26 protein-coding genes and 1 other RNA gene are annotated in these 25193 nt (G+C 64.9%); 12 read left to right on the forward strand and 15 right to left on the reverse strand.

Features of this window, described 5'->3' with window-relative positions; translation table 11 throughout:
* Nucleotides 1-177 precede the first annotated feature (177 nt).
* On the reverse strand, nucleotides 178-1788 hold the full coding sequence (locus tag ACZZ0O_RS07175; RefSeq protein WP_311239445.1) for a carboxyl transferase domain-containing protein: 1611 nt from the start codon (nucleotides 1786-1788) through the stop codon (nucleotides 178-180).
* Between the two features lie 10 nt (nucleotides 1789-1798).
* Complete coding sequence (locus ACZZ0O_RS07180) at nucleotides 1799-2962, reverse strand: isovaleryl-CoA dehydrogenase (protein WP_115515010.1); 1164 nt, start codon at nucleotides 2960-2962, stop codon at nucleotides 1799-1801.
* Between the two features lie 129 nt (nucleotides 2963-3091).
* On the opposite strand from ACZZ0O_RS07180, the gene ACZZ0O_RS07185 reads away from it, so the two are divergent.
* The 3 genes from ACZZ0O_RS07185 to ACZZ0O_RS07195 all read left to right on the forward strand — a co-directional run bounded on the left by ACZZ0O_RS07185 (nucleotide 3092) and on the right by ACZZ0O_RS07195 (nucleotide 4695).
* Entirely contained in the window at nucleotides 3092-3709 is a 618-nt protein-coding gene (locus ACZZ0O_RS07185; protein ID WP_082473618.1) for a TetR/AcrR family transcriptional regulator, read from the forward strand.
* Between the two features lie 87 nt (nucleotides 3710-3796).
* Nucleotides 3797-4171 carry a hypothetical protein gene (locus ACZZ0O_RS07190; protein WP_055853635.1) on the forward strand — a complete coding sequence of 125 codons (375 nt, stop codon included), beginning with the start codon at nucleotides 3797-3799 and terminating at the stop codon, nucleotides 4169-4171.
* A complete protein-coding gene (locus tag ACZZ0O_RS07195) occupies nucleotides 4168-4695 on the forward strand; it encodes an RES family NAD+ phosphorylase (RefSeq protein ID WP_055853633.1) in 528 nt (175 codons plus the stop codon). The genes ACZZ0O_RS07190 and ACZZ0O_RS07195 overlap by 4 nt, the downstream gene beginning before the upstream one ends.
* A 216-nt stretch (nucleotides 4696-4911) precedes the next feature.
* Here ACZZ0O_RS07195 and ACZZ0O_RS07200 read toward each other — a convergent pair whose 3' ends face one another.
* Genes ACZZ0O_RS07200 through ACZZ0O_RS07215 form a run of 4 tightly spaced genes read right to left on the reverse strand, consistent with a single transcriptional unit; the run spans nucleotide 4912 to nucleotide 7853 of the window.
* Entirely contained in the window at nucleotides 4912-5247 is a 336-nt protein-coding gene (locus ACZZ0O_RS07200; protein WP_323521018.1) for a DUF3325 domain-containing protein, read from the reverse strand.
* Nucleotides 5244-6863 (reverse strand): PepSY-associated TM helix domain-containing protein, encoded by a 1620-nt coding sequence (locus ACZZ0O_RS07205; RefSeq protein ID WP_463590393.1) that lies wholly within the window; start codon nucleotides 6861-6863, stop codon nucleotides 5244-5246. The genes ACZZ0O_RS07200 and ACZZ0O_RS07205 overlap by 4 nt, the downstream gene beginning before the upstream one ends.
* On the reverse strand, nucleotides 6860-7171 hold the full coding sequence (locus ACZZ0O_RS07210) for a DUF3649 domain-containing protein (RefSeq protein WP_323521020.1): 312 nt from the start codon (nucleotides 7169-7171) through the stop codon (nucleotides 6860-6862). The genes ACZZ0O_RS07205 and ACZZ0O_RS07210 overlap by 4 nt, the downstream gene beginning before the upstream one ends.
* A 37-nt stretch (nucleotides 7172-7208) precedes the next feature.
* Nucleotides 7209-7853, reverse strand: coding sequence for a DUF4198 domain-containing protein (locus ACZZ0O_RS07215; protein ID WP_115526760.1), 645 nt, complete (start codon nucleotides 7851-7853; stop codon nucleotides 7209-7211).
* A gap of 281 nt (nucleotides 7854-8134) precedes the next feature.
* Between ACZZ0O_RS07215 and ACZZ0O_RS07220 the strand changes: the two genes are divergently transcribed.
* A complete protein-coding gene (locus ACZZ0O_RS07220) occupies nucleotides 8135-8653 on the forward strand; it encodes a c-type cytochrome (RefSeq protein ID WP_055853623.1) in 519 nt (172 codons plus the stop codon).
* Nucleotides 8654-8935: 282 nt separating this feature from the next.
* On the forward strand, nucleotides 8936-10654 hold the full coding sequence (locus ACZZ0O_RS07225) for an ExeM/NucH family extracellular endonuclease (RefSeq protein WP_463590394.1): 1719 nt from the start codon (nucleotides 8936-8938) through the stop codon (nucleotides 10652-10654).
* Nucleotides 10655-10941: 287 nt separating this feature from the next.
* On the opposite strand, the gene ACZZ0O_RS07230 is transcribed toward ACZZ0O_RS07225, so the two are convergent.
* Complete coding sequence (locus ACZZ0O_RS07230) at nucleotides 10942-11328, reverse strand: MerC family mercury resistance protein (protein WP_323526846.1); 387 nt, start codon at nucleotides 11326-11328, stop codon at nucleotides 10942-10944.
* 61 nt (nucleotides 11329-11389) lie between these two features.
* Between ACZZ0O_RS07230 and ACZZ0O_RS07235 the strand changes: the two genes are divergently transcribed.
* The gene (locus ACZZ0O_RS07235; RefSeq protein WP_463590395.1) at nucleotides 11390-12715 is read left to right on the forward strand and encodes a GTP-binding protein; all 1326 of its coding nucleotides are present in this window, start codon (nucleotides 11390-11392) and stop codon (nucleotides 12713-12715) included.
* A gap of 183 nt (nucleotides 12716-12898) precedes the next feature.
* Here ACZZ0O_RS07235 and ACZZ0O_RS07240 read toward each other — a convergent pair whose 3' ends face one another.
* The 3 genes from ACZZ0O_RS07240 to ACZZ0O_RS07250 all read right to left on the reverse strand — a co-directional run bounded on the left by ACZZ0O_RS07240 (nucleotide 12899) and on the right by ACZZ0O_RS07250 (nucleotide 15987).
* On the reverse strand, nucleotides 12899-13570 hold the full coding sequence (locus ACZZ0O_RS07240; protein WP_463590396.1) for a type III secretion protein: 672 nt from the start codon (nucleotides 13568-13570) through the stop codon (nucleotides 12899-12901).
* Between the two features lie 626 nt (nucleotides 13571-14196).
* Nucleotides 14197-14949: a hypothetical protein gene (locus ACZZ0O_RS07245; RefSeq protein ID WP_463602923.1), complete on the reverse strand. Its 753-nt coding sequence runs from the start codon at nucleotides 14947-14949 to the stop codon at nucleotides 14197-14199.
* Nucleotides 14950-15105: 156 nt separating this feature from the next.
* On the reverse strand, nucleotides 15106-15987 hold the full coding sequence (locus ACZZ0O_RS07250; RefSeq protein ID WP_463590398.1) for a hypothetical protein: 882 nt from the start codon (nucleotides 15985-15987) through the stop codon (nucleotides 15106-15108).
* Between the two features lie 66 nt (nucleotides 15988-16053).
* Here ACZZ0O_RS07250 and ACZZ0O_RS07255 point away from each other — a divergent pair, with 66 nt between their 5' ends.
* The 5 genes from ACZZ0O_RS07255 (at nucleotide 16054) to ACZZ0O_RS07275 (ending at nucleotide 20398) form a co-directional block, all read left to right on the forward strand.
* Nucleotides 16054-16716 (forward strand): alpha/beta hydrolase, encoded by a 663-nt coding sequence (locus tag ACZZ0O_RS07255; protein WP_115552900.1) that lies wholly within the window; start codon nucleotides 16054-16056, stop codon nucleotides 16714-16716.
* A gap of 78 nt (nucleotides 16717-16794) precedes the next feature.
* Nucleotides 16795-17889 carry a cell division protein ZapE gene (zapE, locus tag ACZZ0O_RS07260; RefSeq protein ID WP_115526765.1) on the forward strand — a complete coding sequence of 365 codons (1095 nt, stop codon included), beginning with the start codon at nucleotides 16795-16797 and terminating at the stop codon, nucleotides 17887-17889.
* A 468-nt stretch (nucleotides 17890-18357) separates the two neighbouring features.
* Nucleotides 18358-18819 (forward strand): MarR family winged helix-turn-helix transcriptional regulator, encoded by a 462-nt coding sequence (locus tag ACZZ0O_RS07265; protein WP_463590399.1) that lies wholly within the window; start codon nucleotides 18358-18360, stop codon nucleotides 18817-18819.
* A 99-nt stretch (nucleotides 18820-18918) separates the two neighbouring features.
* The gene (locus tag ACZZ0O_RS07270; RefSeq protein ID WP_055853607.1) at nucleotides 18919-19347 is read left to right on the forward strand and encodes an organic hydroperoxide resistance protein; all 429 of its coding nucleotides are present in this window, start codon (nucleotides 18919-18921) and stop codon (nucleotides 19345-19347) included.
* Nucleotides 19348-19366: 19 nt separating this feature from the next.
* Complete coding sequence (locus ACZZ0O_RS07275) at nucleotides 19367-20398, forward strand: alpha/beta hydrolase (RefSeq protein WP_228324924.1); 1032 nt, start codon at nucleotides 19367-19369, stop codon at nucleotides 20396-20398.
* A gap of 417 nt (nucleotides 20399-20815) precedes the next feature.
* Here the strand turns inward: ACZZ0O_RS07275 and ACZZ0O_RS07280 are convergent, their stop codons facing one another.
* Nucleotides 20816-21616, reverse strand: coding sequence for a DUF2884 family protein (locus ACZZ0O_RS07280; protein WP_463590400.1), 801 nt, complete (start codon nucleotides 21614-21616; stop codon nucleotides 20816-20818).
* A 219-nt stretch (nucleotides 21617-21835) separates the two neighbouring features.
* Between ACZZ0O_RS07280 and ACZZ0O_RS07285 the strand changes: the two genes are divergently transcribed.
* Nucleotides 21836-22252 carry a hypothetical protein gene (locus ACZZ0O_RS07285; protein WP_055853599.1) on the forward strand — a complete coding sequence of 139 codons (417 nt, stop codon included), beginning with the start codon at nucleotides 21836-21838 and terminating at the stop codon, nucleotides 22250-22252.
* A 382-nt stretch (nucleotides 22253-22634) separates the two neighbouring features.
* On the opposite strand, the gene ACZZ0O_RS07290 is transcribed toward ACZZ0O_RS07285, so the two are convergent.
* The 4 genes from ACZZ0O_RS07290 to ACZZ0O_RS07305 form a co-directional block, all read right to left on the reverse strand.
* Complete coding sequence (locus ACZZ0O_RS07290; RefSeq protein WP_055853597.1) at nucleotides 22635-22937, reverse strand: hypothetical protein; 303 nt, start codon at nucleotides 22935-22937, stop codon at nucleotides 22635-22637.
* 121 nt (nucleotides 22938-23058) lie between these two features.
* Nucleotides 23059-23133: non-coding RNA, sX9 sRNA (locus ACZZ0O_RS07295), on the reverse strand.
* A gap of 86 nt (nucleotides 23134-23219) precedes the next feature.
* The gene (gene dkgB, locus ACZZ0O_RS07300) at nucleotides 23220-24023 is read right to left on the reverse strand and encodes a 2,5-didehydrogluconate reductase DkgB (RefSeq protein ID WP_463590401.1); all 804 of its coding nucleotides are present in this window, start codon (nucleotides 24021-24023) and stop codon (nucleotides 23220-23222) included.
* 69 nt (nucleotides 24024-24092) lie between these two features.
* Nucleotides 24093-25121, reverse strand: a complete 1029-nt coding sequence (locus ACZZ0O_RS07305; RefSeq protein WP_311239435.1) for an NADP-dependent oxidoreductase — start codon at nucleotides 25119-25121, stop codon at nucleotides 24093-24095.
* Nucleotides 25122-25193: the final 72 nt, after the last annotated feature.

Raw genomic sequence — 25193 nt, forward strand, 5'->3', positions numbered from 1 at the left:
AAGTCTTGCGATTAAAAGCGCGGATGTGTCGTTGTGCGAAGACAGCAGGTGCGATGCATGCGTTGGAGACGGACGGGTGACGCTGATATCTGGTCGAACACGCTACCTGTCTGGCGTTGGAGCAGCCGCAGCGCGCAGCCGGTAAAACCTGCAGTGCCTGCCAGCACACGCTGCCGCTTACATGCGAAATACGCCAAAACGGGTTGGCTCGATCGGCGCATTCAACGCCGCCGACAGGCCCAGGCCCAGCACACGACGTGTATCGGCCGGGTCGATGATGCCGTCGTCCCACAGCCGTGCGCTGGCGTAGTACGGATGGCCCTGCTGCTCGAACTGCGCGCGGATCGGCGCCTTGAAGGCGTCTTCGTCGTCGCCCGACCACGCGCCGCCCTTGGCTTCGATGCCGTCGCGGCGCACGGTGGCCAAGACGCTGGCGGCCTGCTCGCCACCCATCACGCCAATGCGCGCGTTCGGCCACATCCACAGGAAATTAGGCGAATACGCACGGCCGCACATGCCGTAATTGCCGGCACCGAACGAGCCGCCGATCACCACGGTGAACTTGGGCACCTTGGCGCAGGCCACCGCCATCACCAGCTTGGCGCCGTCTTTGGCGATGCCGCCATGTTCGTATTTGCGTCCCACCATGAAGCCGGTGATGTTTTGCAGGAATACCAGCGGAATGCCGCGCTGCGTGCACAACTCGATGAAGTGTGCGCCCTTCAGCGCAGACTCGGAAAACAGGATGCCGTTGTTGGCGATGATGCCCACCGGGTAGCCGTGCAGATGCGCAAAGCCGGTGACCAGGGTGCTGCCATAGCGCGGTTTGAATTCGTCCAGCTGCGAATCATCGACGATGCGCGCAATCACTTCGCGCACATCGAACGGCTTGCGCGTATCGGCAGGGATCACCCCATACAGTTCGTCGGCGGCATGCCGCGGCGGCAACGGCGCCTGCAGCGCCAACGATGCAGCCGGCTTGCGCCAGTTGAGCTGCGCAATGATCGCGCGCACGCGTGCCAGCGCCTGTAGATCGTTGTCGGCAAAATGATCGGCCACCCCGGAGATGCGCGTGTGCACATCGGCGCCGCCCAACTCTTCGGCGCTGACTTCTTCGCCGGTGGCGGCTTTGACCAACGGCGGGCCGCCGAGAAAGATCGTGCCCTGTTCGCGCACGATTACCGTTTCATCGCTCATGGCCGGCACATACGCACCGCCGGCGGTGCACGACCCCATCACGCAGGCGATCTGCGGGATGCCCTGCGCCGATAGGTTGGCCTGGTTGTAGAAGATGCGCCCGAAGTGATCGCGATCGGGGAAGACTTCATCCTGCAATGGCAAGAATGCGCCGCCGGAATCGACCAGATAGATGCACGGCAGGCGATTCTGTTGCGCGATTTCCTGCGCGCGCAGATGCTTTTTCACCGTCATCGGGTAATACGTGCCGCCCTTGACGGTGGCATCGTTGGCCACGATCACGCATTCCACGCCGGACACGCGGCCAATGCCGGCCACCACGCCCGCACATGGCACCTGATCGTCGTACAAACCATGCGCCGCCAACGGCGCGATTTCCAGCAGGGCGCTGCCGGGGTCGAGCAGTGCGTCGATGCGTGCGCGCACCAGCAGCTTGCCGCGTGCGACGTGCTTTTCACGCGCTGCCTCGCTACCGCCGAGCGCTGTGTGCGCCAAGGTGCGGCGTAAGTCATCCACCACGACGCGCATCGCAGCGGCATTGGCCTGAAAGCTGTCGCTGCTGATCTGCAGCTTGCTGGTGATCACGCTCATGGTGGCTCCGTCAGGCGGTGCGTTCGAACAGCTCGCGGCCGATCAACATACGGCGGATCTCCGAGGTGCCCGCGCCGATCTCGTACAACTTCGCATCGCGCCACAAGCGCCCGGTGGGGTAGTCGTTGATGTAGCCGTTGCCGCCTAGCACCTGGATCGCCTGGCCGGTGAGCCAGGTCGCTTTTTCGGCGGCGTACAAGATCGCCCCGGCTGCGTCCTGGCGCGTGGTGCGCCCCGCATCGCAGGCGCGTGCCACCGCATACACATACGCGCGGCAGGCATTGAGCCCGACGTACATGTCGGCCAGCTTGGCCTGCATCAACTGGAAGGTACCGATCGGCTCGCCGAACTGCTTGCGCTCATGCACATACGGAAACACCACATCCATCGCGGCGGCCATCAGTCCAAGCGGGCCACCGGCCAGCACCACGCGTTCGAAATCCAGCCCGGACATCAGCACGCGCACGCCACCGTTGAGCGTGCCCAGCACGTTTTCGGCAGGCACCTCGCAGTCGGTGAACACCAATTCGCAAGTGTTGGAGCCACGCATGCCCAACTTGTCGAGTTTCTGCGCGGTCGAAAACCCGGGCATGCCCTTTTCGACGATGAACGCGGTGATGCCGCGTGCGCCGGCATCCGGGTCGGTCTTGGCGTACACCACCAGCACATCGGCATCGGGGCCGTTGGTGATCCACATCTTGCTGCCGTTGAGCACGAAGCGGTCGCCGCGCGCGTCGGCGCGCAACTTCATCGACACCACGTCCGAGCCGGAGCCGGCCTCGCTCATCGCCAGCGCGCCCACGTGTTCGCCGGTGCACAACTTGGGCAGATAGCGTTGTTTCTGTTCTTGACTGGCGTTCTTGCGCAGTTGGTTGAGGCACAGGTTGGAATGCGCGCCGTACGACAAACCAATGGCGCCGCCGGCGCGCGAGATTTCTTCCATCGCCACCACATGCGCCAGATAGCCCATGCCGCTGCCGCCGTATTCTTCTTCCACGGTGAGCCCGAGCAGGCCCTGTTCGCCGAACAGGCGCCACAGTTGCGACGGAAACACATTGTCGTGATCGGCCGCGGCGGCGAGCGGGGCGATATGGTGGCTGGCGAACGCCGCGACGCTTTCGCGCAGCAGATCGATCTCTTCGCCAAGCTCGAAGTTCAAGGACGGCACATGCATGGAGCGACTCCACAAGGATCGGGGCGTGCCGGGTCGGAGCGGGCGGGCCGCACGGCGTATGTGGGGCAGCCTAGCGGTCCGCGACAAAAAAGTGAACTAAAATTCAACTATTGAACCCAGAATCAAACCATGGCTTATCGACGCTCCGCCCTGATGGAAGAACGCCTGGCCGGCAATCGCGAACGCATCCTGCACGCGGCCCGCGCCCTGATCGCCGAAGGCGGCTATCGCAATGCCCCGATCACCGCGGTCGCGGCCGCCGCCGGGGTCTCGACCGGGCAGATTTATCGGCATTTCCCCTCCAAAGCCGAGCTTTTCGTCGAAGTTCTCGACGCGGCGGTGCAGCGCGAGATGGCCATCCTGCGCGCCATTGCCACCACCGATGCCAGCGCGGCCGAGCGCCTGCGCAGCGCCATCGCCACCTTTGTGCGGCGAGCGCTGGCCGGCCCGGCGCTGGCCTACGCCTTCATCGCCGAGCCAGTGGAAAGCGAGGTGGATGCCGAACGTATCCGTGGCCGTCGCCTGTTTGGCGAGGTGTTTCGTCAGTTGCTGGCCGAAGGTGTGGCGGCCGGAGAGTTCCCCGAGCAGTCGCTGGATGCGGCCGCGGCCTGCATCGTCGGCGCCTTTACCGAAGCCCTGGTCGGGCCGATTGCCCCCAGCCGGGGCGACCCGCAGCAGGGCGAGCACTTGGTGGAGGCGATCTGCGGCTTCTGCCTGCGCGCCGTGGGCGCAGCCGCGCCCGCCTGAGGATGCACTGACCATGCATCTGACTGTGCTGGATGGAGGTGCATTACTGTGCATATACTGTGCGCACTCCGTCTCGAAGCACATGCCATGGTCGCCGTCCTCAATCCGCTATCCCTGACCGAGCGGCTGCGCGCGCCAGATCGCACCATCCTCTCGCCGTCGGCCATGGCGGGCCTGCTGGAGTTGTCGCAGCAGGAGCTGGCCGAGCTTGCCGGCGTGCATCGCAACAGTCTGCGCGTGCACCCGGAGAGTCCGCGCGTGCAGGATCTGCTGCGCAACCTGTCGCGCCTGTTGGTGGCGATGGCGCAGATCCAGCCGGACGAGCGCCAACTGGTGTTCCATCTCAAAAACACGCCGATCCCGGCATTCGAATTCGCCACGCTGCTGGAAGTGGTCAAGCAGGGCCGCACCGACGACGCGCTGACGTATCTGCGCACCGTCGCCGCCGGGGCCGCGGGTTGAGGCTGAGCGCCCCGGCGCACTGCACGCTGTATCGCGCCTTCACTCCGCGCTGGGCCGCCGAACCGCTGAGCGGCGCAGGTGCAGCGCGATCGGGCGGGCGCTTCAACCGCTTCGGTCAGCCGGCGCTGTATCTGGCCATGGAACTGGACACCGCTGCCGCCGAATATGCGCAGGCGGCGCCGTTCCTGCCACCGTTTACGCTGGTCAGTTATGCGGCCGCGTTGCCTGCGCTGGCCGACCTGCGCCTGCTCGACGCAAGCTGGGACGCACTATGGGCCGACTGGACCGACGACTGGCGCAAGGCTCTGGTCAACAAGGTCGAGCCGGTCAGCTGGGTGCTTGGCGACATGCTGCGCGAGGCGCTGATTCCCGGCGTGATCTTCCCGAGCATGGCCGCGCCCAATGGCGTCAACGTAGCGGTGTTCCTGGACATGCTGCAGCCCGATCAGGTGCTGCGCGTGCTCGACGATGGACGCCTGCCGCGCGATGGCCGCAGTTGGGGCGACCCGCCGACAGCGGTGTAGCGGCCAGACGCGCGGCAGTTGCGGATCCTGCATCGAACGCACGCAATGTCATTGCGGCTGCGATGCGACGAAGACGCGCGCGACCAATGTCCTGAAGATTGCCTGGTGCGTCCACGTGGCCAGCAACGCCGCGTGCGCGAAAGCACCGGAAATCGCAGCACACCAGAAACCGCCGCAACCCAGGGCACCGCCGCCGCGAAAACAGCGCGACCGGATTCAACCGGCCAGCAGCTGCGCCATGCCGGCCAGCACCGGGGCGGCCATCGCGGCCGGCAGGATCAGTGCACGCCGGTACGGCAGCAGCCATAGCGATAACAGTGCCGCTGCAGCGGTCACTGTCCCCAGCCATAGCACCGGTCCGATGCCCCAGCCTTGTGCATGGACGGCGATGCCGAAGGTGAGCGACAGCAGCAACCAGCCGACGATGCGCAGCTGCCGCGTGCGGGCAGTGCCGAGGCTGCGGCCACGGACCTCGTGCTGATGTTTTTCCATTGCCAGACACAGCGCGGCGAATCCGGAAAAATTCAGCGCTAGCAACAGCAACACGCTCATGTGCCTTCCTGCACGGGGACGTTGTTTTGCACCGCTGCCGCAGTCGTGGTGGCGCGCGCGCGGCGCGCGGCTGCCGATTGCGGCGCCTTCCAGTGCTGCAGGCGCCAGCCGGCAATGCCCAGGCACACGCCCAGGCCCAGGCACACCAGATCGACACCGGCCAACGCCCATTGCCCGGCCGGCAGCGTGACGCCCAGATGCACGTCGGTGGTCAGTGCGTTGACGAGCGGCACCAGCGCGAACAAGGCGGCGCCTATGTACAGCTGCCAGCTCCACATCGCGCGACGCGGCCACACAAAGGCGGCCAGCAACGCAGTGCCCCAGGCGGCGAAGAACAGGTTCGCTTCCATTGCCGCGCGCGATTCCAGCGTCACCGGCAACAGCCGGTTGGCCCAGAAGAAACTGGCAAAGGCGATCGGCAAGCCGGCCACCGTGCCGATATTGAGTGCATCCACCAGGCGTAATCCAAACCCGATGCGGCCGGCTTTCAGATGCTTGGGCCGTTCTTTCACCGCCCACATCACCACGCCGCTGGCCACCATCAAACAGCCCAGCAATCCGGAACTGAAAAACAGCACGCGTAACCAGGGGCCGGCGAAGTGCGCGATATGCAGGCCGACCATCACGCCGCGTGTTTCGCTCGCGCCGCCGGGCGCACTACTGCGTTGCAGGCGCTCGCCGCTGACTGCGTCGTACAGCATCGACGGCGCGGTGGTGGACAGCTTGGCTGCCAACTGGCTCACGCCAACGGCGGCATGCGCATCGTTGGGCAGCGACACCGCCACGTTGCCGATGTCGGCCCCATGCAGATCGCGGCGCGCACGCTCCACAAACTGCTCCAACGGCAGCATCGACGCCCGCGTACCAGCCGCTTGCCGCGTATCGGCCACGCGGTTGGCCGACTCGTCGTAGAAGCGCATCTCGTCGTCGGCGTAGCGTGCCTTGATGCCCCACGGCAGGTACATGAACATCAAGGTCACGATGCCGGTATAGGTGATCATCGCGTGGTACGGCAACGCGGTCACCGCACTGACGTTATGGAAATCCAGCCACGACCGCAGGCCTTTGCCCGGGCGGAAGGTAAAGAAGTCCTTGAAGATCTTCTTGTGCGTGATCACGCCGCTGATGATCGCCACCAGCATGAACATCGCGCAGAACCCCACGATATAGCGCGCCCACAGCACCGGCAGATAATGCAGATCGAAATGCAGCCGGTAGAAGAACTCGCCGCCCAGCGTGTCGCGCGCGGCGATCTCCTTGCCGGTGGCAGGGTCGATGATGGCATTGCCATACAGTTGCCGGCGGCTTGCCGGTTTGCCGTCGGCGGGCGCAGGGTTTTGCCAGTACATGCTCACCACCGGGTTGCGCGTCTCCGGCAAGGTGATGTTCCAGCTCAGCGCATCGGCTGCATGCGTTTGCAGATAGCGTTCGGCGCTGCGCAGTGCGATCTCTGTGCTCACCGTGGTGGTGGGCAGCTCCGGGCGCATCCAGCGGCTGATTTCGTCGCGGTAATAACTGGCCGTGCCGCCCATGAAGATCAGCAGCAATACCCAGCCGACCAGCAGCCCGGTCCAGGTGTGCAGCCAGGCCATCGACTGACGGAATCCCTGCTTCATGCCATACCCCGTTGCAGCCAGGTGGCCAGCGCAAACATCAGTGCCGCCGGCACCGTAATGCCGGCCCAGGCACGCCACACGCTGGCGGTGGCGAATGCCCACAGCGGCGCGCATGCGCACACCACGATGCCGACCAGCATGCTGGTCAAGACCGCTTCGCTACGCGGCAACGGCAAGACCAGTGCAAGCAAGAGATTGGTCGCGCTGGCCAGCGCGTAACCGCCGAAAATCGCCGCCAGCGTGCGCGCAAGCACGCCCAGCCACGGGCGCCGGAACCACGGAAGCGACAGGGGCGATGCACTGGACATCAGGCGGGCGACAGGCGTGGCTGAGCTAAAGCGATGCTTATTCGGCGACGAAGGTCAGGGTGCTGATGTGATGCACCATCGACACCTGCTTGCCGGCGATCTCACGCTTCACCGGCTCCTTGTTGTTCACCACCAGAATGTGGCGACCGGCGCGCAGTTTGGGCAGGGTGACCTGGCCCTTGTCGTCGGAGGTCAGCGTCTTTTGCCACTTCTGCGGGTCGATCACGGTGACCTCGGCCTTGGGCAGCGGCTTGTTGCGATAGAGCACGGTGAGCGTGCTGCCGTTGGCGGTGGTGGGCACCAGCTCCAGGTCGAGCTTGGCCGCCGGCGTGCTGCGCCCGGCACGGGCGTAATAGCTCACCGTCTCGAACCCGCCGGCTTCACCCTTCCACGGCTCGAACACGCTGTCATCGCTCAGCCACGCATCGCCGGCACCGGAGAGCGGCGCGGTCAGGACGTCGTCGCCACGCGTCAGGGCGCCGGCCTTGCCGGCGGTACCGAACACACTCGGCTTCACCACGCGCTTGATCTCGTCCTGGCCGTGGTCGAGGGTCTCCTGCGCTGGCTCGCCGAAGAAGATGCGTACCGGGCCGCTGCCATCGCGTTCGATCCAGATTTCGTGGGCCTGGGCGGACAGACTGATGCTGGCCAAGGCCAGGCAGGACAGCAGGAAGGACTTCATCGCGGCGACTCCTCGTTGACGGGACCGGGCGAGGCAGCAGGCGCGTCACCGTGGGTTGATGGGAATGATACGCAATTCCCTTCGCAGAGACCAACATGCCATGCGGCACTGCGGCAATTTGTCGGCGGGCGCGAGCGTGCCCGCGCACAGGGGCTACAGCCGGTCAGGGCGCAGCGCACATCGCGGCAAAAACTGTCATGCACGCTGGTCAGACGGGCATGAACTGTGCTCTATACTCCGGCGTTAGCAGAGGTCTTCGACCAACAGCCAGGGGTGAGCGCGTGCGGAATTACGACCTCGAGTTCCTGAAAAAATTCTCGATGGTGATCGGATTACTTGTAGTCATCACCCTGGGCCTGATCGCCCTGGCAGCCTATTTGCAGCGTGCCATCCCAGATGAGGTGTCGCCGACGGCCGTCAAGCGCGTGCAGCAGCGCATCGCACCGGCGGGCGCGGTCTATGCCGGCACCACCGGTGCAGCCGCACAGGCTGCGGCCCAGGCCGCAGCGCTGGCCAAGGCGTCCTCGCAGTCCGCCTACGGTGGGACCACCGACGGCAAGACCATCTTCGACAACCTGTGCACCGCCTGCCATACCACCGGCGTGGGCAAGGCGCCGACGCTGGATCACTCGCATTGGGACGCGCGTATCGCCCAGGGCAAGGACACCTTGTACAAGCACGCGATCGAGGGCTACACCGGACCGGACGGCGGCATCATGCCGCCCAAGGGTGGCAACCCGGGGCTGACCGAAGAACAGGTGCGCGCAACGGTCGACTGGATGCTGGGCAATCTGAAATAACCTTTTGCGGCGTCGTCGACGTCGACAGGCGCGCGTCCACTGTGGCGGTGCCTCTGCGGCGGGTGCGTCTGATGAGGTTGCTCGCCGGGTCGGTGCGCGTTTCATTGCACGGGTCTGCCAACGTGACGACGTGCACACCCGGTGCCGCCGGTCCGCCATGCAGCTGTCGACGCAGGATCTGGCGGCACTTCCCAGCGTTTTGTTAGCCTGCTCCTGCGCCCCGTCCTCACGCGCCGCCTTCCGGGCGGCGTTTGCGTTTGACCCATTTTCTGGAGTGTTTCGATGTCGCGTTGCCCGCTGCTTGTGCTCGGTGTGATCGGTTTGCTGGCGCCGCTGCTGTGCAGCGCGGCCGACAGCGCGCCGCAGCGTCTGTCGATTGCCGATGTGCAAGGCGAGGACACCCGCAGCCCCTACGACGGCCGTGTGGTCGACGTGGAAGGCATCGTCACTGCCGATACGCGTGCCGGGCTGGCCGGCCTGTTCGTGCAGCAGCCCGGCTTCGAGCCGCGGCGCTCGCATGGCCTGTTCGTCACCGGTGCAGGCAATGCCGAGGTGGCGGTGGGCGATCGCGTTCGCATCATCGGCACGGTGCGCGAGGTGTCGGCAGGCGGCGAGGCGAGTCTGACCTCGGTGGATGCCAGCAGCATCGAACGGCTCGCCAGCGGCCAGCCGGTGCCGGTGCGCATGCTCAGCGGGCCGCCGGCCAACTGGGAGGCGCTGGAAGGCGAGCACGTGCGCATCGCCGCGCTGACGCTCAACGGTAGCGACCGTCTGGATACCTACGGCGAGCTGGTCGCCGCATTCGGTGGGCGGCTGTGGCAGCCGAGCGAAGTGGCCGCCGCTGGCACCCCGGCCTTTGCCCAGGTCGAAACCGAGAACGCGCGCCGCCGCGTGCTGCTGGACGATGCGCGCAATGGACGCAGCCCCAAGACTGTGGCGTATCTGCAACCCGAGGCGGTGCTGCGCAGCGGCAGCCTGCTCAAGTCGGTCGATGGCATCGTCGACCAGCGCTATGACGGCCAGTACCGCATCCAGGTGCTGACTCCGCTCACGCTGCCGGCCATGCCGACGGCGGTGGCGCCGCAGGTCGGCGGCGATCTGCGCATTGCCTCGTTCAATCTGGAGAACTTCTTCAACGGCAATGGCCGCGGCGGTGGTTTCCCGACCAAGCGCGGCGCGCGCACGCACGAGCAATTCCAGGCCCAACTGGCCAAGCTGGTTGCCACCATCCTGCCGTTGCAAGCCGACGTGGCCGCGCTGATGGAGCTGGAAAACGACGGCAACGGTGCCGATGCGGCCGTCGCGCAGCTGGTGGCCGCGCTCAACGCCGCCGGTAAGGACAAAGACTGGCAGTTCGTGGATACCGCCAGCGGTCCGGGCGAAGACGCGATCCGAGTCGGCATGCTCTATCGCAGCTCGCAGGTCACTCCGGTGGGCAAGCCGGCCACGCTGACCGGCGGGCCGTTCGACAACCATAGCCGCGTGCCGCTGGCGCAGGCTTTTCGCAGCAGCCGCGGCGCCACCTTCGTGGTCGTCGCCAACCACTTCAAGTCCAAGGGTTGCGGCACCGCCAGCGGCGCCGATGCCGACCAGCAGGACGGCCAAGCGTGCTGGAATGCCACGCGCACCGAATCGGCCAAGCGCCTGCACCAATGGCTGCAGACTGACCCCACCGGCGCGCAGACCAAGCTGGCCGTGCTGCTGGGCGACTTCAACGCCTACGCGATGGAAACGCCGATGCGCAGCCTGCGCGCCAGCGGCTGGCAGGACGCCTTTGCGGTGGCTGGGGTGAAGCAGCCCTACAGCTACGTCTACGACGGCATGAGCGGGCGGCTGGACCATGCGCTGCTCAGCCCGGCGATGGCCAAGCAACTGCGCGGCGCAGTGGAATGGCACGTCAATGCCGATGCGATGGACGACGCTGGCTATGCCAAGCGCAACCTGCCCGGCCCGTGGCGCAGCTCCGATCACGATCCGGTGTTGTTGGGCTTTTCGTTGTAGGCGACGCCGAGGCGCGGTCGTCGCGGCGGTGCTGGTGCGCGGATGCAGCGACCAGCTACATACGTCGCCGTGTTGCCATATCACGAAGGCAATTTGTCGCCGATGCCTCAGGTCAGGCGCGCGTGCAGCAGTGCCGTCGGCAACGCCATCGTGCCGATAGCCAGTGCAGCGATTGCAGCGGCGAGTCTCCGCCAAAACGGCCATCAGCGCGTGTAATTTAACCGCCGCTCGCAGCTTGAACGCCAGCGTCCACAACGCCGTCTAGGCCGGGCCGCGCCGCAGCAGGTTTAGCTTTCACACTGCCCAGCGCTGCGGCGCAGCCGCAGATTGAGCAGATGCGCGCTGGCCAGGAGCAAGCTGCCTGTGACCGTGATGGGTGTGTCCAGGGTGCCGCCTGCAATGCCGCTGGCACCCAATGCCAGGCCGGCCAGTCCAAAACCCGCCAACGCCCACACAGGCGCCGGTAGCGCGTGGCGTCGATGCGTGCTCCACAGCGCGAAACCGCTCAGCGGCACCGCCGCAGCGGCAAACACGACGTGCACCCATTCGGCCCGGCTCCAGGCACCCAGCAGCGGCAGCGCAACGGCCAGCAGGGGCAGTGCCAGGCAATGCAGCAGGCACAGGCCGGACAAGGCGATGGCCGAGGTATCCAGTAACGAAGCGGTTGCACGCATGGACGCGGTCTCGTTGAGTAAGTGTTATATAGTAACACTTCACTCCCCCGAGGTTGTCCGGATGTCCCTGTCCCCCACCCGCGATCCGCGTCTTCCCGTCACCGTGTTGTCCGGTTTTCTGGGTGCCGGCAAGACCACCTTGCTCAACCGCATCCTGCACAACCGAGAGGGCCTGCGTGTGGCGGTGATCGTCAACGACATGAGCGAGATCAACATCGATGCGCAGTTGGTGCGCGACGGCGGCGCGGCATTGCGGCGGACCGAAGAGACGCTGGTGGAGTTCAGCAACGGCTGCATCTGCTGCACGCTGCGCGACGACCTGCTGCAGGAGGTGCGCAGGCTGGCCGAGCAGCGTCGCTACGACTATCTGCTGATCGAATCGACCGGCATCGCCGAACCGATGCCGGTCGCGGCGACCTTTGCAGTGCGCGATGCAGATGGCTTCAGCCTGTCGGATATCGCGCGCCTGGACACCATGGTGACGGTGGTGGACGGCAGCCGTTTTCTCGAGGATTTCGGTTCGGCCACGACGCTGGCCGAACTGGGTCAGCAAGCCGGGCCGGACGATACGCGCGGATTGGTGCAATTGCTGGGCGAACAAGTCGAGTTCGCCGATGTGCTGGTGATCAGCAAGTGCGACCGTATCGATGCAGCGCAACTGCAACGTCTGCGCGCGGTGCTGCGTGCGCTCAATCGCGAGGCGGCGATGGTGGATGCGACGCACGGGGATGTGCCATTGCATCAGCTGCTCGATACCAATCGGTTCGATTTCACCCGTGCGCAGCTGGCGCCAGGCTGGATGCAGGAACTGCGCGGTGAGCACACGCCGGAGACCGAGGAATACGGCATCAGCAGTTTCGTGTATCGCGCACGTCGGCCGTTTCACCCGCAGCGGTTTGCGCGCATGGTGCACAACGGGCTGCCGCAGGTGATCCGCAGCAAGGGATTTTTCTGGTTGGCCAGCCGCATGGATTGGGTGGGCGAGTTGTCCAGCGTCGGCGGCGCCACCCAGACCAATGCCGCCGGCTTCTGGTTTGCCGCACGTCATCGCGTGGATGCGCAATCGATCGGCGAGCGGCTGCAGACCAGCATCACGCCGCTGCCGTACACCGACATCGGTTGGCAGCGGCAGCAGACCCAATGCTGGACCGCGCCGCTACCGCAGCTGCATGAAGTGGGCGATGCCACCGAATACGCCGCCATGCAGCGGCTCTGGCACCCGCTATGGGGGGATCGTCGCCAGGAGCTTGCGGTGATCGGTGTGGAGATGGATACGACGCACACGCGCGCCGCACTGGATGCCTGTCTGCTCAGCGATCACGAACTGCGCCAGGGTCCGGCGCAGTGGCAACTGCTGGAGGATCCATTCCCGCAGTGGGAGCGTTGAGGCCGCGCGAGCGCGCTGCCGGTCTTCGTGTATCGGTTTGCGTGCCTTACTCTCCCTCCGCCGAAGACGCCTGGTCGCTTGCTGGAAAACGCCAAACAACCTGCGCGTGATGCGCGCTCGTGTCGGCAACGCCGCATCCACCAAGGGTGCTGTGCAACGGTTACAGCAGCGTGGTGCGCCGCGTCAGAGATAACCGTTGTCGAGCGCTTCCTGATGGGCGTCCAGTGCGTCTTGATGGGACTGCTCACGTTGCCGTCGCGTGGTGGGTATGATGTCCATCAATCGTGCCCCACCCATCCTATGCAACTGGTCGTCGGTACGTTTGACCATGCCTTCCAGTTCCCGCAGATTTTCGTAGCCCTTCAACATACGCTCAAGGCGCTGTACGTGGTTGGGGTTTGCGCCACTGATCCTCAACCCGTCCAGATGTCGCTTGGCCAGGTCATAGTGCCTGGCAAGATCGGACGTATTGCCGAGCCCACGGCGCGCCTTCAGCAGGGCGTTGCGGTTGGACTGCATGACACCGCTCTGGGCAGTGGCCAGTCCGCTGGACGTGGTTTTCGGTGCGAGTACATGTTCCAGTGGCGCCAGTGCACGCAGCGACGCATTGATGAGACGGTCGCCGGCCTGCCTGCCGGGGATCCGACCAGCACCGGTCGGGCTGTCGCTGATCTGATTGCGTTGCGCGATCAGCTCTTGCCGCAACTTATATAGCCGTTGATCTTGCTCGGTTGCTTCGCGACCTTCCATAAACAAACGCATGCTGGTTTCACTGCAGAGTTTGCTCAGCACCGCAATTTTCTCATTCAAACTCTGCAATGATGGCGTCCGCTTGGCCTGTGGCGGAGAAACCATCGGAATCGGCGCCTGCTTGACCGGAGCCGGACGCGGTATCGAGGCAGTGCGCTGCGGTTCTGGCCGCGTTACGCGCGCCGGCCGAGTTGCCTGTGGAGCGGGGGGCTGCCGGCGCGCATCGGCAGAGTGCTGGGCGACAGGCGTCTGCTGTGGGCGATATGGCTTGGCCATCGGCGTCGCACAAGGCGTGGGGGCAGGTGAGTTCCGCGCTGGCCGTAGCGCTGAGGAACTCATGTGCATGGACGGCAGCTGCTTGTATAAGGACTCAAGCGATTTACGCGCGGATGCAAGAAAGACTTGCGTAGATGTTTTCGCCTTGCCTTGCTGTGCGCTGCGCCTGTGCGCTTGAGATAGCGGATGCTGCGTGTTCGTCTCACCGGTCGTCGAGGTCGTGGTCGGCGCGGGGCTGTGAGGCTCCGGAGCGACCCGACTGCTGTTATTCAAAAACGAACTCAGGCGCATGACAAACTCCGATCGGACGGATGCGTTCAGAATAGCGCCGGCCCCAGATGGGGTAATGCAGGCTGCGAACCGACGTTAGGTAATCCGAACCGACGGTCTTCAATCGATGCGTACGATCATCGCGACCGCAGATGCGCCAGCCGCCATATAAATTTACGCGATGGTCATGCGTGTGCGTCGATTCGGCTGCGTTGTTCGTGCACTGCAGACAGGCCGATGATCGGCGCCGACAGGGTCCGGTAACGTTGCATCAAACGCTGCAATTTTAGAACCCGCTCACACGGGGCAGCGCTCTCCTGAAGGCCCTCCAGCTGTGCTTCGGCATGCCTGAACGCTTCGGTTAGGCTGTTCCAACCGCCGGTTGTGTCTGGTGCCGGCGCTCGCGTATGGGCGTACTGCACCGGATCTGGTCGCGCATGTGTTGGCTGCTCGGGTGCTGCGGTCAGCGCATGCATCTGCTCCAACGGTGCAAGTGCCCGCAGCAGGAAGTTCAGTTGACTGTTGCGTACATAGCTGCGTCGCGCCAGCAGGCGATTGCGCTGATCGAGTACGCGTTGCTCCTGCGGCATCGCCTGGCATTCGTGCAGAAACAGGCGTGTGGTGATGGCGTGGTACTGCTTGTTAAGGTGGATCAGGCGCAGGTTCATGCCTTGCAGCAACGAGCGCCTGTGCGCATGCGGTAAGCGTGCATCGGTCAGCGTAAATGCGCCTGATGCGACATCGGCAACGCCTGCCGATGGTGACGTCCAAACCTGCAGTGCAAGTTGCTGCAAATGCGCAGGCGTGCAACCACGCCCCTGATCGTGTCGTGTGAGCAGCGCATGGTGCAGATGCAGGCCATAAGATGCCTGCAGCCTGTCCGCTTTGGCGAACAACTGCCCGGCACCGAGGCCGGTTGCAGCGACCACCTCTGCCACCGAATGCGTAGCCTGATGCTTTCTCGACAATTGATTCAGGCGAACCACCCACTCCCACCGGACGACGCTCCGTGCATGGTCCCCGCGGTATCGGTCTTGTTCTACCGAACGCCGAACGCTGCGAACAAAAGGCGCGCGAACCGAACGCTTGAGTTTTCAAGTGGCGTACATACCCCATGCGATTAAGCCAATCGCCGCGATCGCCAGCAGCAGACCTACGCGCACGCGCGTACCGATACGCTCGTCGAACCCCAGCGCGCCCACCAGCACGCCGAGCACGACCACGCCGATGTTCATGGCTGCAAAGACGGTGGCGGGACTGTGCGGCAGCGCCTGGTGAGCGCGCACATAGCAGAAAATGTTGCCGAAATTGAGCATGCCCAGCAGTACCCCGGCCAGCACAGTGCGACCGTGTATGCGTGCCCCGCGTGCCCCGCGTGCCCCGCGCAGGCCTTGCAGCGCCGCCATCAGCACAAAGGCGATGGCAAAGCACAGCGTCAGCGAGGTCAGCGCCGAGGTGTCGGCCTGTGCGATGGTCCTGAGCAGCAGATCGATCAGTGCAAAGCCCATCCACACGCCCAGCAACCACAACCAGCCAGCCGAGGGCGAGAGACTGGCGCGTTCGCCTGAATCTGCACGGTGCACGATGCAGACGATGGCCAGCAGGCCCATGCCCAGTCCGCTCAGCTTCCAGCCGTTGAACGGCTCGCCGAACAGGGTGAAGGCCGCTGCCAACGACAGCAGCAACGACAGGCGCTGGGCCATCTCGGTGCGCACGATCCCGGCCGTGTTCACCGCCCGCGCGAGCACCAGGAAGATCGATGGCAGCGCAACGGCCAGCGCCAGCAAGGCCAGCCATGGGGTGGACGGCGCGTGCAGCGTAGCCAACGCCGGATCCAGCAACAGCCACGCCAGGCCGGCAGCAGTGGCGTAGTTCCAGGTGATGGCCTGGAAGGCATCCAGTCCATGGCGTGGCAACAGCTTGAGAACCACCGACACTAAAACACTGCAGACAACGGCAAACAGCAGAAAATGCATGGGCAACGCAACGAAGTGTGCAGGCAGGGCGATGAACGCGGCCGGCGGGGCGGCTATTATGCAGGCATGTCCAATCCCCCATTTCCCACCGAATCCGCCACGTTGACGCTGGATGGGCCGGTCGGTCCGCTCGATGTCGCGGTCGATCTGCCCGAGCCGGACGTTGCTGCGCAACCGCTCACGGCCATTCTCTGCCACCCGCTCTCTACCGAGGGCGGCAGCATGCACAACAAGGTCGTCACCATGGCCGCGCGCGCGTTGCGCGAGCTCGGTATCACCGTGGTGCGTTTCAATTTTCGCAGCGTGGGGACCTCGGCCGGCAGCTTCGATCATGGCGACGGCGAGCAGGACGATCTGCGCGCGGTCGCCGATTGGGTGCGCGCGCAGCGGCCGGGCGACACGCTCTGGCTGGGCGGTTTCAGCTTCGGTGCGTATGTGTCGTTACGGGCTGCCGGTGCGCTCGCGCCGCAGGTGCTGATCTCGATCGCACCGCCGGCCGGGCGCTGGGATTTCAGCGACATGCAGCCGCCGGAGCAGTGGTTGGTGATCCAGGGCGATGCCGACGAGATCGTCGACCCGCAGGCGGTGTACGCCTGGCTGGACACGCTGGAGCAGCAGCCCGAGTTGGTGCGCATGCCCGACACCAGCCACTTTTTCCACCGCAAATTGATCGACCTGCGCGGTGCGATCCAGCATGGTGTCCGGCGCTGGTTGCCGGCCGCTGTCTGACCGCGGCATGGACCACGCGTATCGCCTGGCGATGCGCCGTTGAGCGGGCAGGGCAGCAGCCGGCCCGCGGAGAACATAATGAGTGAGATGACCCCGTCGCAGCGCTACGCCGCCGGCGTACAACGCGGCGACTGGCGCGCAGATCCTGCGCAGCAGGCGGCGCTGGCGGAACTGGACCGTATCCACGAGGCCTTGGTGGACAGCGCGCAGGACGGCTGGCTGGATCGGCTGTCGGCGTTCTGGAAAAAGCCCGAGCCGGTGCGCGGCCTGTATTTCTGGGGTGGCGTTGGGCGTGGCAAGACCTTCCTGGTCGATCTGTTCTACGACGGCTTGCCGATCAAACAGAAGTACCGCACGCACTTCCATCGCTTCATGCGCGGCGTGCACGAGCAGTTGCGCGAACACGCCGGGCAAAGCGATCCGTTGGCCAAGATCGCCCAGCAATGGCGCGAAAATCTGCGCGTGCTGGTGCTGGACGAATTCTTCGTCACCGACATCGGCGATGCGATGTTGCTGGCGCGCCTGCTGGAGCGCCTGTTCGCCGAAGGCGTGACCCTGGTGACCACCTCCAACACCGCGCCGGCCAACCTCTACGCCAACGGCTTGCAGCGCGACAGCTTCATGCCGGCGATCGGGCTGCTGCAGAAATTCTGCGTCGAGCTCTATGCCGAAGGCACCGAGGATTACCGCATGCGTGCGTTGACGCGCTCGCCGGTGTATCGCGCGCCGCTGGATGCGCAGGCCGATGACTGGCTGCTGCAGCGCTGGAGCGAACTGAGCGGCAATGCCGAGGCACGCGGCGGCAATATCGAAATCGAAGCGCGCAAGATCGCGGTGCGCGCGCGCGGCAAGAGCATCGCCTGGTTCGATTTTGCTGCGCTGTGCGAAGGACCTCGCGGTCCGGCCGATTACATCGAGATCGCACGCGAATTCACCACCGTGTTGCTCGGCGGCATTCCGCATTTCGATCGCATGAACGAGGATGCCGCGCGGCGCTTCGTCAACCTGATCGACGAACTCTACGATCGTCACGTCAATCTGGTCTGCACCGCGCAGGATGCGCCGCCAGCGTTGTACAGCGGCCAGCGCCTGGCCGGTGCCTTCGAACGTACTGCCTCGCGTTTGATCGAAATGCAGAGCGCGGAGTATCTGGCCACTGCGCATCGGGCGTGAGCGCGCACGCGCGTCCTGCGCCGGGGCGCTACAAGATCGGCGCCATCGAAGAAGAGTGTGGGTAGGGGAAGTTTGGCAGCGGCGCGTGGTTGAACGATATGCCGTTGTCGCCTAGCGCCCCGTCGACCCGTCAGCCGATGCTGCCGAGCGTCATCCTGACCGACCTGTTCCTGCCCAGCCCCTGGCTGGCCGATGGCATGGCAGCGACGGTATCTGCAGCGATCGAACGGCGAGGCGACGGCGACCGCCGGGCTGCGTCGTGCAAGGTCGCCTCCCTCCGCAAGACCAACGCGACAACATCGTGTCGAGCGATGCAAAGACCTAGCCTGCCGATACCGATACCGATACCGATACCGATAGCGCCGGTAGGGGCCGCTGGACTCCCGACAACATGGCCGCAGCAGTCCATGACAAACATGTTCAAAAAATCGCTTGCAATTAAATAGTGCGCTATGTAAATTGCAGCCCATGGACACCACCACCGCCACCAACGACCGCACCAACGCCTTGCTGCAACTGGATAACCAGCTGTGCTTTGCGCTGTATTCGGCCAACCTGGCGATGCACAAGCTCTACCGCGGGCTGCTGAAGGATCTGGACCTGACCTATCCGCAGTACCTGGTGATGCTGGTGCTGTGGGAGACCGATAGCCGCAGCGTATCGGAGATCGGCGAGCGGCTGTATCTGGATTCGGCCACGCTGACGCCGCTGCTCAAGCGGCTGCAGAGCGCGGGCCTGGTCACCCGTACGCGCGCCGTCAGCGACGAGCGCCAGGTCATCATTGCGCTGACCGATGCCGGGCGCGCGCTGCGCAGCAAGGCCGGTCGCGTGCCGGAGCAGGTGTTTTGCGCCTCGGCCTGCTCGTTGGACGAACTGCGTCAACTCAAGCAGGAACTGGAAAAGCTACGCTCCAGCCTGGGTGCGGGATAAGTCGGTCATCGCATCCACTCGCTGTATCCGCTAAGTAGCACGCTATTTAATCGCTAACAATTTATTCAACGCGCACTGCGCTCACTCAGGAGAACCACCATGGCCTCACCCGAAAAGATCCTCTACACCGCCCACGCCACTGCTACCGGTGGCCGCGAAGGCCGTGCCGTGTCTTCGGACAATGCACTGGACGCCAAGCTGTCCACCCCGCGCGAACTCGGCGGCGCTGGCGGCGACGGCACCAACCCGGAGCAGCTGTTCGCTGCCGGTTACGCCGCCTGTTTCATCGGTGCGATGAAGGCGGTGGCCGCGCAGGACAAGCTCAAGCTGCCGGGCGAAGTCAGCATCGACAGCAGCGTGGGCATCGGCCAGATTCCGGGCGGCTTCGGCATCGCGGTCGAACTGCGCGTCGCCGTGCCGGGCATGGACAAGGCCGAACTGCAGGCGTTGGTCGACAAGGCCCACCAGGTCTGCCCGTACTCCAATGCCACCCGCGGCAACATCGACGTCACCCTGACGTTGGCCTGATCCCACCCCGGATATCCCCATGAAACCCTACGCATCGTTGCTGTTGGTTGGCACGTTGGCGTCGGCAATCGGCGGCGCGCTTGCCGCGCCGACCGATTCCAGCGCACCGGCCGCCTCACCCAAGGTCCAGGCCTTCCTGGACGCGCTCAACTCCTCCGGCGGCAAGCCGATGGAGCAGCTCACCCCGCAGCAGGCCCGCAAGATACTGGTGGACGCGCAGGCCGGCGCCACACTGCCGGCCGCCGAGGTCACCCGCAAGACCATCACCGTCGACGGCAAGCCGCTCGGCCTGGTGGTGGTCAAGCCGCCGGGCAGCGCCGGCAAGACCTTGCCGGTGTTCATGTTCTTCCACGGCGGCGGCTGGGTATTGGGGGATTTCCCCACCCATGAGCGGCTGATCCGCGATCTGGCGCGTGCCTCTGGCGCGGCAGCGGTGTACGTGGACTACAGCCCGTCGCCGGAAGCGCGTTATCCGGTTGCCATCCACCAGGCCTATGCGGCCACCAAGTGGGTCGCCGAGCACGGCGCCGAGCTTGGCGTGGACGGCACGCGCCTGGCGGTGGTCGGCAACAGCGTGGGTGGCAACATGGCGACCTCGGTGGCCCTGCAGGCCAAGGCGGCCGGCACGCCGGCACTGCGCTACCAAGTGCTGTTGTGGCCGGTGACCGATGCCGCGTTCGACAACGGCTCCTACCAGCAGTATCAGCAGGGCTATTTCCTCAGCCGCAACATGATGCGTTGGTTCTGGGACAGCTACACCACCGACCCGAAGCAGCGCCGCGAGATCTATGCCTCGCCGTTGCAGGCCAGCGTGGAGCAGCTCAAGGGCTTGCCGCCGACCTTGATCCAGACCGCCGAGCTGGATGTGTTGCGCGACGAAGGCGAAGCCTATGGCCGCAAGCTGGACCAGGCCGGTGTGGACGTCACCGTGACCCGCTACAACGGCTTGATTCACGATTACGGCCTGCTCAACGCGCTCAGCGAGGTGCCGGCAGTGCGCACCGCCATCCGTCAGGCGGGCGATGAGTTGCAGCAGCATCTGGCCAAGTAACCGCGGCCGTTGACCGGTCGGTGTTCGTCAGCCCTTGTTGACGGCGCGTTCGGCAGCAGAAAGTACGAGTGGTGCATACCCTTTAAGCGAACTGCCGCGGTCACTTCACAGTGCGCCGGAGGGAGGTGTGTGCCCGCTGCTCGGTGCCATCGTGTGAGTGTGGATTGCCACAGCAGATACGCCCGGTGCGGCCGCATCGGGCGTATGTGTGTGCGTCGTCTTGTGTGCCGTGCTGGAGCTGGAACAGCCGCAGGCGGTGTCGGAAGCGTGACGCAACTGGCTGCTGCGCCAGGCAGCAATGGGGCAAACGCGGTCGATCGCCACGCGCCTTTCCGCTAGCGCGTGGCTCTTCCGAAGGAGATGCGGCGCATCAGGCAATGGTCCTGGCCTAGCAAAGCCAGCACGCGGGTGACGCGTTCAATGTGCCGCGGTGGCAACCACGCTGGCAGACACCGGCGCGTCATCCTTGGGCGCGGGCGTGTTGAGTTCCAGCATCTGCAACTGTTCGCCCTGGAAGCGGTATTCCAGCGCCTGCTGGATGGCGTACAGCGCCTGCGCATGCACGCACACCGCCTGCGCCTGTGTCTCAAGCACCTGATTGCGCTGCTGCATGGTTTGCTCCAGCCGTGCATCCAGCTCCGCGCCACGGCGTTCCAGCTGCCCGGCACGACCGGTCATCACCGTCCACATCACGCTGCGGGTGAGGCTGCCGGCCAGATCCTCGGCCGCGTCCTCGACGCTGGCCTCGAAGCGCTCGTCGAACAGTTGCTGCTCCCAGCGCCCACGCCCTAGGCTGCCATCCACCTGCGCCAGCGCGCCGGTGCGCAGTTGCTCGACCTTGCGTTGCTGACGTGCGCTTCCCGACAGCACATGCACCACACCGCCGAGCGCATCGAAGGTGATGTCGACCACCGAGTGGGCGATGGAGGTCACCGCCGGCATCATTGCGCGGGTGCGTTGTTCGAGCTCGCGCAGCCGTTGCGCATCGGCTGCGCTGACCGGTTGCGCCTGGCGGTCCACGTTGAGCTCGCCACCGTGGAAGAAAATCTCGCGTGGCGCGCCCTGCTTGCGCCGCAGCCAGATGCCGCCGCTATCGGCCAGGACGTCGTAGGAGGTGCTGACCTCGCATTGCCGCGAGGACAGCTGCGGCTTGGCGGTCTCGGCCTGCGCAGTGCAGGTTGCCAACACAAGCAGCGGCACAAGGACGGCAAGGCGCATGGGAGTGACCGCGGGCGGGGGACTGCAGCATCACGCAGCGGTACTTGGGCTGCATGGGCAGGAAGTCAGGGTGCCAGCCGTGCCGCTCCGACCGGCGGCCGTCGTAAAGCGTGAACCGGGTCGAGCATCGGCGCGATGACGGTATCCAAACGACTGGCTCACTTGATTCTCACGGCGTATGGTGTGAATTATGTTGCATAGCAGCATCGGAGCTCAGCAATGCTCGACACACGTATCGAAAAGGTTGACCTGGCGCTGACCGAAATCGCCCAGGACCCATCGGAAAAGGTGGCGCTGTGGCAATGGGCGTGCCGCGAGATGCTGCACGAAACCCTGATCGGCATGCATCAGTTGTCGCACCTGGCCGGCATTGCCCGCCACGTCGCCAACGACTGGCGCGCGCCGGTGGATGTGATCGCACCGCCGAAGCCTTATCTGGCCGCGTCCGCCCTGGCAGACCGCCGCTTGCCGCAGGTGCTGGATGGGCTGGGCAGCACACAGGACGACGACGACCGCGCCAATCTGTGGCGGCTGCGTTACGCGAGCCTGATCGCCTCGACGCTGCAAGGCATGCAGGCGCTGGCCGAAAAGCACCGTATCGATCGGCAGGCGATGGCGATGGGTCAGTTGAACTGATCGCTGCCCACGATGCCGCGCGCTGCTGCGCGGCCAGCTGTTACCGGGGTGATGACGTCGCGGAGTAGAGCGCTCGCCATGCCGCGCGTTTAGGGCGTCTTGTGGTGCAGATGTTGGTGTTGCCGGCAGCCTTATCTTGCCAGCGTGTGTTCGACGTTTGTAGCGTCAGCGCGCTTAAAAACGGCGGCTGATTCGCGCTTACAGCCCGACCTGATTTGATGCGGCTCGCGAAAGATATCCCCTTCCAAATCAAACAACGTGGCGGTGTGCAGTCATCGCGAGCATAGGGCGCTCAGCACAACACGCAGCACGCGCTTCTTGATCGAACTACGCTGCCGTCCATCCTGCAAAATTCTTACGTTGTGCCCAAACGCAGGCGCCTTCAGTGCCGCACGCTTGCATCCTGCAGATGCTGCCAGGCATGGCGCACGATCCAACGCGCCTGGTCCCACGGCACCGACAGCAGCGGTTGGTCCTGGTAGTACGCATCCTGCAGGACCCGGTACAGCTGCGCTTCGGTGGCGCGCGGATACGCCAGGTAGATGTCGTAGCCCAGCATCAGCAGGCGGGCGTAATCGGCAAACGCGTAACCGCCCAGATGCCCTTCGGCATGGACATCGCGCCAGTAGGCGATTTCTGCGTCGACATTGACGGTATTGCGGGTCAGAACGGCTGCGCTGTGCATGGGTAGGACTCCGTGACCGGGCTACCCCCCTGTGCGGGCACCGTAGCAGCGCCGGTGGCGGCTCACCAGTCCGCGACGACGAGCGGTCGCCATCGCTGTCGATACATGTAGAGCCAAGCACTGCTAACACCGTAGCGAGTAGTCGTCAGATGGGTGTGGGCGGCGCACTCAGAACCGGAGTGTCTGAGTGGTGCATGCCGCGCGTACCGACTGCGCTCGCCTGGTGGTGAGCGCAGTCGTTTTGTCAGCCGCTCTCAGCCCGCTGCATGCGTCGGTGCAGCATCAGTCCCAGTCGGGTGCGATGGCGTGCGGATTGGCCAGCCGCTGCCCGCGGTCGAGTGCGGCGATTTCGCCCATGTCCTGCTCGCTCAGGCGCAGGTCCTGCGCCTTGAGATTGCTTTCCAGATTCGCCCGCTTGGTTGACGACGGAATCACCGAATATCCCTGCTGCAGTGCCCAGGCCAGCGTGACTTGCGCCGGGGTGGCGTCGTGGCGCGCGGCAATGGCCAGGATCGCCGGATCCTTCAGTACCTCGCCCACCGCCAGCGTCATGTAGGACGTCACGTGGATCCCCTCTTCGCGCAGGAATGCAATCAACGCGCGATTTTGCAGGTACGGGTGCACCTCGATCTGGTTTGTGGCAATCGCCTCGGCGCCCAGGATCTCGATCGCCTGCTTGACCAGGGCAATGGTGAAGTTGGACACGCCAATCGCACGCGTCAGGCCCTGCTGCTTGGCGTCCGCCAAGGCTTCCAGATACTCGCGCATCGGTACCTGATCCTTCGGCGACGGCCAATGGATCAGGGTGAGGTCGACATGCTCGGTGCCGAGTTTGCGCAGGCTCTCCTGCAGACTCGGCAGCAGCGCATCGCGGCCGAACTTGTCGACCCAGATTTTAGTGGTCACATACAGTTGGTCGCGCGGCACGCCGGAGGCAGTGATCGCCTGGCCAACCTGCGCTTCGTTGTCGTAGATCTGTGCGGTATCGACGGCGCGATAGCCCAACGCCAACGCGTTGCGCACCGAGTCGATAACGACCTGATCTTTGAGTCGGAAGGTGCCGAGGCCGAATGCGGGGACAGTCATTGTGTTCCTTTTGGTAATGGGGAATGGGGAATGGGGAATCGTAAGAGCCGGTAGAGCGCTGCGAATTGATCAGTCGAGTGCGACGACCGCTTTGCCGAAGTTTTCGCCGCGCAACAGGCTGATCAGCCCCTGCGGTGCGGCATCCAGGCCATGCAGCACATGCTCGCGATACTGGATGCGCTCTTCGCGCAGCCACTGGCCCATTTCACGCAGAAATGCCGGCATCAGGCGGATGAAGTCGTGCTGGATGAAGCCGCGCACGGTCAGTCGCTTGCGCAGCACATGGCCCATGAAGTCCGGCAGGCGATCGGGCCCAGGCAGTGCCTGCCCGCGGCTGTTGTAGGTGGCGATCACGCCGCACACCGGAATGCGTGCAAAGTCGTTGAGTTGCGGCAGCACCGCGTCGAACACCTTGCCGCCGACATTTTCGAAATAGATATCGATGCCGTCGGGCGTGGCGGCGCGCAACTGCGCAGCAAAGTCGTCGGCGCGATGGTCCAGCGCCACATCCACCTGCAACGACTCACGCAGGTAGCGCACTTTTTCTGCGCCACCGGCAATGCCCACCACGCGCAAGCCTTGCAGGCGCGCCAACTGCGCCACGGTGGCGCCGACCGGCCCACTGGCGGCGGCCACCACCAGCGTTTCGCCGGGCTGCGGCTTGCCGATCTCGTGCAGGCCGGCGTAGGCGGTAAAGCCGGGCATGCCGTAGACGCCTAGCGCGGTGCTCAGCGGCAGGCTATCGTCCTTGGGCAGTTTGCGCAGCGGCGTTGTCGGGGTGAGCAGGCTATAGGTCTGCCAACCGCCGGAGAGCACCAGCAGATCGCCGGGCTGATAGTCGGCATGATGCGACTCGACGACTTCGCCAATGGTGCCGCCTTCCATCACCGCATCAATGGCCACGGGCGCCGCATACGACGGGCCATCGTCCATGCGGCCACGCATGTAGGGGTCGAGCGACAGGAAGCGGTTGCGCACCAGAATCTGGTCGTGTCCGGTGGGTGGCAGGGCGACTTCTTCGATGCGGAAGTTGTCTGCGTTGGGTTCGCCGTGCGGGCGCGACGCCAGCACGATGCGGCGGTTGGTGATCGATGTCATGCGGAAGATCCTCGCAGGGGAGCCGCGCGTGCGCGGCCGAGGGAACACAGCGACAGAAGTCGCCGTGCGAGT

The sequence above is a fragment of the Xanthomonas sp. AC360 genome (assembly GCF_979258225.1).